This is a genomic window from Paragemmobacter kunshanensis (genome assembly GCF_011059185.1).
GTDB lineage: Bacteria > Pseudomonadota > Alphaproteobacteria > Rhodobacterales > Rhodobacteraceae > Paragemmobacter > Paragemmobacter kunshanensis.
The window spans coordinates 20,994-29,712 of record NZ_JAALFE010000031.1; the positions used below are offsets into that span (position 1 = coordinate 20,994).

7 protein-coding genes are annotated in these 8,719 nt (G+C 64.6%); 6 read left to right on the forward strand and 1 reads right to left on the reverse strand.

Features of this window, described 5'->3' with window-relative positions; translation table 11 throughout:
- Positions 1-63: 63 nt before the first annotated feature.
- The 6 genes from pstC (at position 64) to G5V65_RS19675 (ending at position 6,675) form a co-directional block, all read left to right on the forward strand.
- Positions 64-1,524 (forward strand): phosphate ABC transporter permease subunit PstC, encoded by a 1,461-nt coding sequence (gene pstC, locus G5V65_RS19650; RefSeq protein WP_165053735.1) that lies wholly within the window; start codon positions 64-66, stop codon positions 1,522-1,524.
- A complete protein-coding gene (pstA, locus tag G5V65_RS19655) occupies positions 1,521-2,873 on the forward strand; it encodes a phosphate ABC transporter permease PstA (protein ID WP_165053738.1) in 1,353 nt (450 codons plus the stop codon). The genes pstC and pstA overlap by 4 nt, the downstream gene beginning before the upstream one ends.
- Positions 2,874-2,884: 11 nt before the next feature.
- A complete protein-coding gene (pstB, locus tag G5V65_RS19660) occupies positions 2,885-3,682 on the forward strand; it encodes a phosphate ABC transporter ATP-binding protein PstB (protein ID WP_165053740.1) in 798 nt (265 codons plus the stop codon).
- Positions 3,683-3,695: 13 nt separating this feature from the next.
- On the forward strand, positions 3,696-4,427 hold the full coding sequence (gene phoU / locus G5V65_RS19665) for a phosphate signaling complex protein PhoU (protein ID WP_165053743.1): 732 nt from the start codon (positions 3,696-3,698) through the stop codon (positions 4,425-4,427).
- Positions 4,428-4,441: 14 nt separating this feature from the next.
- Positions 4,442-5,128 (forward strand): phosphate regulon transcriptional regulator PhoB, encoded by a 687-nt coding sequence (phoB, locus tag G5V65_RS19670; protein WP_165053774.1) that lies wholly within the window; start codon positions 4,442-4,444, stop codon positions 5,126-5,128.
- A gap of 149 nt (positions 5,129-5,277) precedes the next feature.
- Positions 5,278-6,675: a S8 family serine peptidase gene (locus G5V65_RS19675; protein ID WP_165053760.1), complete on the forward strand. Its 1,398-nt coding sequence runs from the start codon at positions 5,278-5,280 to the stop codon at positions 6,673-6,675.
- A gap of 1,458 nt (positions 6,676-8,133) precedes the next feature.
- Here the strand turns inward: G5V65_RS19675 and G5V65_RS22870 are convergent.
- On the reverse strand, positions 8,134-8,580 hold the full coding sequence (locus tag G5V65_RS22870; protein ID WP_343162872.1) for a DNA methyltransferase: 447 nt from the start codon (positions 8,578-8,580) through the stop codon (positions 8,134-8,136).
- Positions 8,581-8,719 lie beyond the last annotated feature (139 nt).

Consider the following 8,719-nt stretch of genomic DNA (forward strand, 5'->3'; position numbering starts at 1 on the left):
CGAGCCTTGGGGGCGGCGCGGTCTGTGCCGCCCCCCTTTTTCCTGCAGGAGCGATGGGCTGCGATGTCGGTTCTTCTGACGCTTTGTCTTCTGGCGGTGCTGGCGGTGGCGGGGTTTGTCCTGTGCCGGGCGCGGGCGCTGGCGGTGGTGGGGGGCGATGCGCGCCGCCTGCATTCCCTGCCGGGATATTACGGCTGGCACGGCGCGATCATGGCGGCGGGGCCGGCATTGCTGTTTCTGGTGCTGTGGCAGATCGGGCAGCCCCTGGTGATCGAAGAGCGGCTGGGGGGGTATTTCCCGCAGGCGATGATCGCGGATGAGGCGGCCGAGACGCTGATCCTTGCCGATGTGCGGCGGATCGCGGCGGGGCTGGAGGCGGCGATTGCCAGCGGCGCGATGACGGCGGAGGAGGTGGCGGGGCTGGATGTGGCGGCGGGGTCGCTGCGCGACCGGCTGGCCGCGACGGGGGTGGCGCTGGGGGCGGAGGTGGCGCCCGAGACGCTGGAAGCGGCGCAGGCCTATCGGGCCATGGCGCACTGGGGCGCGGTGATGCGCAGCCTTCTGGTGATGGGGCTGGCGCTGGCGGGGCTGGCCCATGCGATCCGGGTGACGGGCCCCGACTTCCGCGCGCGCAACCGGGTGGAGCGGGTGATGCTGGCGCTGCTGATGCTGGCCTCTACCATCGCGATCCTGACGACGGTGGGGATCGTGCTGTCGATGCTTTCGGAAAGCATCCGGTTCTTCGGTTTCTATCCGGTGACGGATTTCTTCTTCGGGCTGACATGGTCGCCCAACTTCTCGGGCAATTCGCAGCTTGGGCTGCTGCCGCTGTTGTGGGGGACGCTGTATATCAGCGCGATTTCCATGCTGGTGGCGGTGCCGGTGGGGATGTTTGCCGCGATCTATCTGGCGGAATTCGCCGATGCGCGGGTGCGTGCGGTGGTGAAGCCCCTGATCGAGGTGATCGCGGGGATCCCGACGGTGGTCTTCGGGCTCTTCGCGCTGGTGACGGTGGGGCCGTTGCTGCGGGACTGGATCGCCATGCCGATGGGGCTGGGGAATTCGGGATCGTCGGTGATGACGGCGGGGATCGTGATCGGGATCCTGAACGTGCCCTTCATCTCGTCCCTGGTCGACGACATCATCAATGCGGTGCCGCAGAGCCTGCGTGACGGGTCGCTGGGGCTGGGGGCCACGAAGGCCGAGACGGTGGCGCAGGTGGTGCTGCCCGCCGCATTGCCGGGGATCGTGGGGGCGGTGCTGATGGCCGCGAGCCGGGCCATCGGCGAGACGATGATCGTGACGATGGGGGCGGGGGCGGCGGCGCAGCTGAACCTGAACCCCTTCGAGGCGATGACGACGATCACCGTGAAGATCGTGAGCCAGCTGACGGGGGATACGGAGTTCAACTCGCCCGAGACGCTGGTGGCCTTTGCGCTGGGGATCTCGCTTTTCGTGATCACGCTGTGTCTGAACATCTTCGCGCTGTGGATCGTGCGGAAATACCGGGAGCAATACGAATGAGCGATGTGACGGCGGGGGCGCCCGGGGCGGCGCGGGGGCAGTCGCTGCTGGCGGGATCGGCGCGGACGCGGGCGCGGCGGGCGCGGGAATGGCGGATGAAGGCCTATGGGATCGCGGCCATCGCGATCAGCCTTGCGACGCTGTTCTTCATGCTGGCGACCATCGTGATCGACGGGGCGCCGGCCTTCCGGCAGGCGACGATCAGCTTTCCGGTGACGGTGGAGGCGGCCATCGTCGACAAGGCGGGAACGCGCGATCCGGCGGCGATGGGGAAGGTGACGACCATCGGCTACAAGCGGCTGCTGAGCCAGGGGTTCATCGCGGCGCTGGAGGCGCGTGGGATCGACCGCGAGGGGATCACCGACAAGGACCTGACGGCGATGATCTCGGACGATGCGGCGGCGCGGCTGCGTGACCGGGTGCTGGCCGATCCCGCGCTGGTGGGCCAGACAATCGAGGTGACGGCCTATGCGACGGGGCGGATCGACGGCTATCTGAAGGGCCGGGTGACGCGCGAGAGCGCGGCGCGCGACAGCAATGTGACGCCTGCGCAACTGGATCTGGCGGATCGGCTGATGGCGGCGGGGATGCTGTCCCTGCGGTTCAACTGGGGGTTCCTGACGGGGCCGGATGCATCGGACCTGCGGCCCGAGGCGGCGGGGCTGGGCGTGGCGATCATCGGGTCGCTTTACATGATGGTGCTGGTGGCGATCTTTACGGTGCCGGTGGGGGTGGCCGCCTCGATCTATCTGGAGGAATTCGCGCCGAAGAACCGGCTGACGGATCTGATCGAGGTGAATATCTCGAACCTGGCGGCCGTGCCGTCGATCGTGTTCGGCATCCTGGGGCTGGCCATTTTCATCAACTTCATGGGCCTGCCGCAATCATCGAGCCTGGTGGGTGCGCTGGTGATTTCGCTGATGACGCTGCCCACGATCATCATCGCCACACGCGCGGCGATCCGGGCGGTGCCGCCCTCGATCCGGGATGCGGCGATGGGGATCGGGGCGTCGAAGATGCAGGTGGTGTTTCACCATGTGCTGCCCTTGGCCATGCCGGGGATCATGACGGGCACGATCCTGGGCCTTGCCTCGGCGCTGGGAGAGACGGCGCCGCTTCTGCTGATCGGGATGGTGGCCTTTGTCACCAACTTTCCGGCGGGGCCGCTGGAGGGGGGTGTGATGGACCCCGCCACCGCGCTGCCGGTGCAGGTCTATTCCTGGGCGTCGCGGTCGGACCCGGCCTTCATCGAGCGGTCCTCGGGGGCGATCATCGTGCTGCTGGTGTTCCTGGTGATCATGAATGTCGCCGCGATCCTGCTGCGGCGCCGCTTTGAACGCCGCTGGTGAGGGGTGGGAAGATGAACGACATGCGACTGGTGGAGAGGGATGTGGAACAGGTCACGGGCAAGATCGAGGCGCGCGGCGTGCAGGTGCATTATGGCGAGAAGCACGCGCTGAAGGATGTGGATGTGACGATCCTCGACCGGACGGTGACGGCCTTCATCGGGCCGTCGGGCTGCGGGAAATCGACCTTCCTGCGCTGTCTGAACCGGATGAACGACACGGTGGCAAGCGCGCGGGTGGAGGGGCGGATCACGCTGGACGGGCAGGATATCCATGATCCGCGCATCGACCCGGTGCAGTTGCGCGCCAAGGTGGGGATGGTGTTCCAGAAGCCGAACCCTTTCCCGAAGTCGATCCATGACAATGTGGCCTATGGGCCGCGCATCCATGGCCTTGCGCGCGGCAAGGCGGAGCTGGACGCCATCGTGGAGACGAGCCTGCGGAAGGCCGCGCTCTGGGATGAGGTGAAGGACAGGCTGGATGCGCCGGGAACCGGGCTTTCGGGCGGGCAGCAGCAGCGGCTGTGCATCGCGCGGGCCATTGCGACCAGCCCCGAGGTGCTGCTGATGGATGAGCCCTGTTCGGCGCTGGACCCCATCGCCACGGCGCAGGTGGAGGAATTGATTGATGAGCTGCGCGCGCAGTTCAGCGTGGTGATCGTGACCCATTCGATGCAGCAGGCCGCGCGGGTAAGCCAGAAGACCGCCTTCTTCCATCTGGGCAGCCTTGTCGAATATGGCGAGACGGGGCAGATCTTCACCAATCCCCGCGACCCCCGGACCGAAGCCTATATCACCGGCCGGATCGGCTGAGGGAGGACGCGAGATGAAGGAACCCCATATCCTTTCGGCCTTTGACCGCGATCTGGAGGCGGTGCAGGCGCATGTGCTGCGGATGGGCGGGCTGGTGGAGCAGGCGCTTCTGGATGCGGCCGAGGCGCTTGAGACGCGGGACGAGGCGCTGGCGGTGCGGGTGCAGCAGGGCGACCGGGCCATCGACGCGCTGGAAGAGACGATCAATGCCGAATGCGCGCGGCTTCTGGCGCTGCGCGCGCCGACGGCGGGCGATCTGCGGGTGGTGCTGTCGGTGATGCGGATCGCGGCGGCGCTGGAACGGTCGGGCGATTATGCCAAGAACCTGGCGAAGCGGTCGCTTGTCCTGGCCGAGATGCGGCCCCTGGGGGGGACGTCCTCCTCGATCCAGCGGATGGCGCGGACGGTGGTGCTGCGGCTGAAGGAGGCGCTGGATGCCTATATCGGGCATGAGGTGGCGGTGGCCGAGGATATCCGCGCGCGCGACCGCGAGGTGGACCAGATGTACAATTCGCTGTTTCGCGAATTGCTGACCCACATGATGGAGGACCCGCGCAATATCGGCGCGGCGATGCATCTGCATTTCATCGCCAAGAACATCGAGAGGGTGGGGGATCATGCCACCTCGATCGCCGAGCAGGTGATCTATCTGGCGACGGGCGCGTTGCCCGGGGAGGAGCGGCCCAAGGCCGAGATGCTGCCCGGCGCGGATGGGGCGGGTGCGGATCTGGCGGGCGGGCGATGAGGATGGAGCGCGCGATGGTGCAGCAACCCAGGGTCCTCCTGGTGGAGGACGAATTCGCGCAGCGCGAGGTGCTGGCCTATAACCTGGAGGCCGAGGGGTTCGACGTGATCCAGGCCGACAATGGCGAGGATGCGCTGCTGCTGGTGGAGGAGGATCATCCCGACATGATCATCCTGGACTGGATGATGCCACGGGTTTCGGGGATCGAGGTCTGCCGGCGCCTGAAGATGCGCCCCGAGACGCGGGGGATTCCGGTGATCATGCTGTCGGCCCGCGCCGATGAGGTGGACCGCGTGCGCGGGCTGGAGACCGGGGCGGATGATTATGTGATCAAGCCCTATTCCATGGTGGAACTGATGGCCCGCGCGCGGGCGCAGATCCGGCGGGTGCGGCCATCCACCATGGGGGTGGTGCTGGACCATGACGGGATCCGGCTGGATACCGAGACGCATCGCGTCTATCGCGGCGAGAAGGTGCTGAAGCTGGGTCCGACGGAGTTTCGGCTGCTCACGGCCTTCATGGAAAAGCCCGGGCGTGTCTGGTCGCGCGAGCAGTTGCTGGACCGGGTCTGGGGGCGCGATATCTATGTCGATACGCGGACGGTGGATGTGCATGTGGGCCGCCTGCGCAAGGCGCTGTGTGTGCATGGGCATGAGGATCCGATCCGCACGGTGCGGGGATCAGGCTATGCGCTTGGCTGAAACCTGCGCGGGGTGAAGGGCCTGCTGGCGGGGCGGGCTGGCGGGCTATATCGGGGGCATGCGGATTCTTCGCCGGGGCAGGGAATGGATCCCTGAGGCTGCGCGTTATTGTCCGATGACCCTGTCCCTGACCGAGCGAGGCCCCCGACATGACCAAGATATTCCTGCGCGCGCTGCTCATGGGGTCGATCTGCCTGCCCCTGGCGGCGCTGGGGCCGCAGGTCGGCGATTGGCCGGGGGGCGTGGCGCTGGCGCAGGAGGGTGGCGGCGGATCGGATGACGGCAATGGGGGCGAGTCCGATGACGGGCCGGGGATCACGCGCGGCGGCGAGCGCGACCGCGCGCGGCGGGTGCGGCGGGCGGTGCTGGCCGCGCCGCCACCGCCGGTGGCGGCCGCCGACGAGATCGTGGTGACGGACCTGCCGCCCGAGGCGCTGGTGCAATTGCAGGCCGAGGGATTTGACCTGATCGAGGAGGTGGCGCTGGCGCTGGCCGATCTGCGGCTGGCGCGGCTGCGGGTGCCGCCCGCGCTGGGGCTGGAGGCGGCGCGCGCACGGGTGCGCGCCCTGCCGGGCGGGGAGGATGCCGATTTCAACCATTTCTACCGTCCGGAGGAGGGCGCGGCAGCGGAGGCGACCGCGCAGGCGGCGACGGGGGCAACCTGCGCGCATGAGAATTGCGGGGCCTTTACGCTGGTGGGCTGGCCGGTCGCGCGGGGGGGGACATGCCGCGTGACGGTGCCGGTGGGGGTGATTGATACGGGGGTGAATGCGGGGCATGACATCCTGGCGGGCGCGCGGCTGGAGGTGATCCGCCTGACGCCCGAGGGGGCCGCGCGTTCGGGGGCGGTGCATGGGACGGCGGTGACCTCGCTTCTGGTGGGGGCCGAGGGAAGCCGGGTGCCGGGGCTGATCCCCGAGGCCGAAGTCATTGCGGTGGATGTGTTCTCCGAAAGCCGGGGCGACGAGCGGGCGGATGTGCCTTCGGTGCTGCGGGGGCTCGATCTGCTGGCCGGGCGGGGGGTGCGGGTGATGAACCTGTCGCTGGCCGGGCCGGAGAACCGGGTGCTGGAGGTGGTGCTGGATGCGCTGACGGGGCCGGGGGACGAGGCGGGGGCGGATGGCGCGGAGAAGGGGGGCGCGCTGATCGTGGCGGCGGCGGGCAATGGCGGGCCGGATGCGGCCCCTTCCTGGCCTGCGGCGCATCCCGGGGTGCTGGCGGTGACGGCGGTGGATGGGCGCGGGCGGATCTATCGCGCGGCACAGCGGGGGGATCATGTCGACCTGGCCGCGCCGGGCGTCGGGCTTCTGGCCGCGACCTCGATCCGGGGGGCGCGGGGGAAGAACGGCACCTCCTATGCCGTGCCCTTCGTCACGGCGGCGGCGGCGGTGATGCTGTCGCGCGACCCCGCGCTGGGGCCGCGCGAGGTGGCGGCGGCGCTGACGGGGACAGCGCGGGATCTGGGGGCCGAGGGGCGCGATCCGATCTTCGGGGCGGGGCTTCTGGATGCCGCGGGCCTGTGCGGCGGCGACCCGGCGGGGGAGTGAGGGCCGCGCCTTTGGGCAAGGAAGGGGCCGGAGGAGGGCCGCGCGGGTAAGGCGGCGGACAGTGCCTTGCCAGCCGCCTTGCCGCCCGGTTTGCCTGTGGGCCTGCAGGAAGGCAGAAGATGACCGGCCTGCAGGCCGCTTGCAGCGAAAGGCCGGTTGCGGCCCTTAGCGGCCACTCCGATACCCAGTAGGCTTGCGTCATTTTCTACCGCTCAATCAACACGCTTAAGCCCGAAAATCCCTACCTTGGCCGGACGCACAATCTTGTGGGGTATCGCTAAGCGAGATGTTTCAAGAGAAGGACTGGGGACCAATCAGCCAAGCAGGCCGCAAGCGGCGTGTCACGGACGCAATAGAGTTCGAAACTGAGCGCACGTCATCCAGAGGGCATTGATCTAACCAGCGTTTCACCTATAAGTTGTCACGCGAGTACTCCTGCGCCCCTCAGTGCGGGATAGCAACTCAACTACAGAAGTTGTCCAAAGCTTGTGAGGTGGCGTGCTATATCGAGATATTGACCAGTGGGAAAATCTTCCCGGGCGCGAATTACTTATCTACTTTGCTCAGCGCATGGATGAACTTGTATTTTATTATACGCTCGACAGTCATAGACCTCCCACTACCACGCCGCCAACATTGGTAGAAGAGTGTCTTGAGGCGTTAAAATATGCACTTAAAAACGATAAAGCTCTCCCTGGGGCCCTGCACATTCTGGATGAGCTTGAGTCAAGAATGCGTGGAAACTCTGTTATTAGCTCCCTCTTGAGCATTGATGTTGATCGATATTTTAAGATCGACAAAAGATCGCCAATCCAGATAATTAGGGCATTGGCAGTTCTTTCTGGAGAACTGAAGCCATATCCATACGCATTGAAATGTTTTCACCTAATTCAAGACATCCTGACGACCCCTGGCAGCAGGGGGAAGGAGGAGTTAGATTTTCTTTGTCGCGAATTGGTTGCATCCCTGATTAACCTTGGCTTGAGTCCACAATGGATTCACCGAACTGTCCTGAGGATTTTCTTTGAATCTCCCGTCGCTGCCGATTTTGACATAAAGGTTTTTTGGAAGGAAATATTTCCGCATGTCCACTTGTTTCAAGTAATAACACCGATTCTATCAAAAGCACACTTGGTCGAGGAAAAATACCTTGGAGCATTCGGCACGAGGATTTTGGACAAGAATAGTATAGATGATCATCGTCAGGAAGTTGGTGAAATTTGCGCTGATAACTTCGATCAAGTTGTTGTCACGGATGAAATCAAAGCAAAGGATCCCTTTGCAGCCGTAGAGAGTGCAAATCACAAGATATCAAGACTCCACCATGTTTATGGTTTGTTCAATCATAAGCATGAGATGAGTGTTGGAGAAAAGTCACTTGTCATCCAAAAGTGCTGCGCTAATCACTCCGGGACCTACGCGAATTCCGTGAACCGAATGCAGTTCGTGCGAGACCAACTACCCAAGCCTGCAGCGCGAGCGATGGAAACGATGATGAAGGGAGTTTCCTCGATCAAGCTCAGGCAATGCCGATATGTGCTTTCGACGGGCCTCGACGATGGTATCTGGCCCAGGCACAAGGTATGCGTTGATGTTCGGAACCACCCTGACCGTTACTTCCCCTTTGCCCTCAACAGTGAACAGGCGCTTATCGGGGATTTGCTCTGCGGATATGGCTACGATGACGACTGTGACGCCCGCATTATGGCTGGCAAGATTTGCCCAAGTAAATGAAGTGTAAGCGAAGCATATGTCATGTTTCAGCTTTTTTATTAGCGGCCAAAGAATTGAGACCTGCTGCCCTTGGCAAATGGAGTTGGTTGCAACAAATGCAGAAACGGCTTTAGTTCTCTGGCCAAATTCTGCGGCTTTCAGAAACCACGCAGAAACATAGTCCACCGACATTCCCCAAGTGGCCTGCCGCTTGACTTCAAGATCGCCTGATTTTGCTCGCTGGGCAAGCGTTCTTCGCCCCGAGCGGTGTCTGTCGTCGCGCAAACGGCCGAAGTCGGGTGGATCAAGCCTCGAACCCGCAGCATTCTGG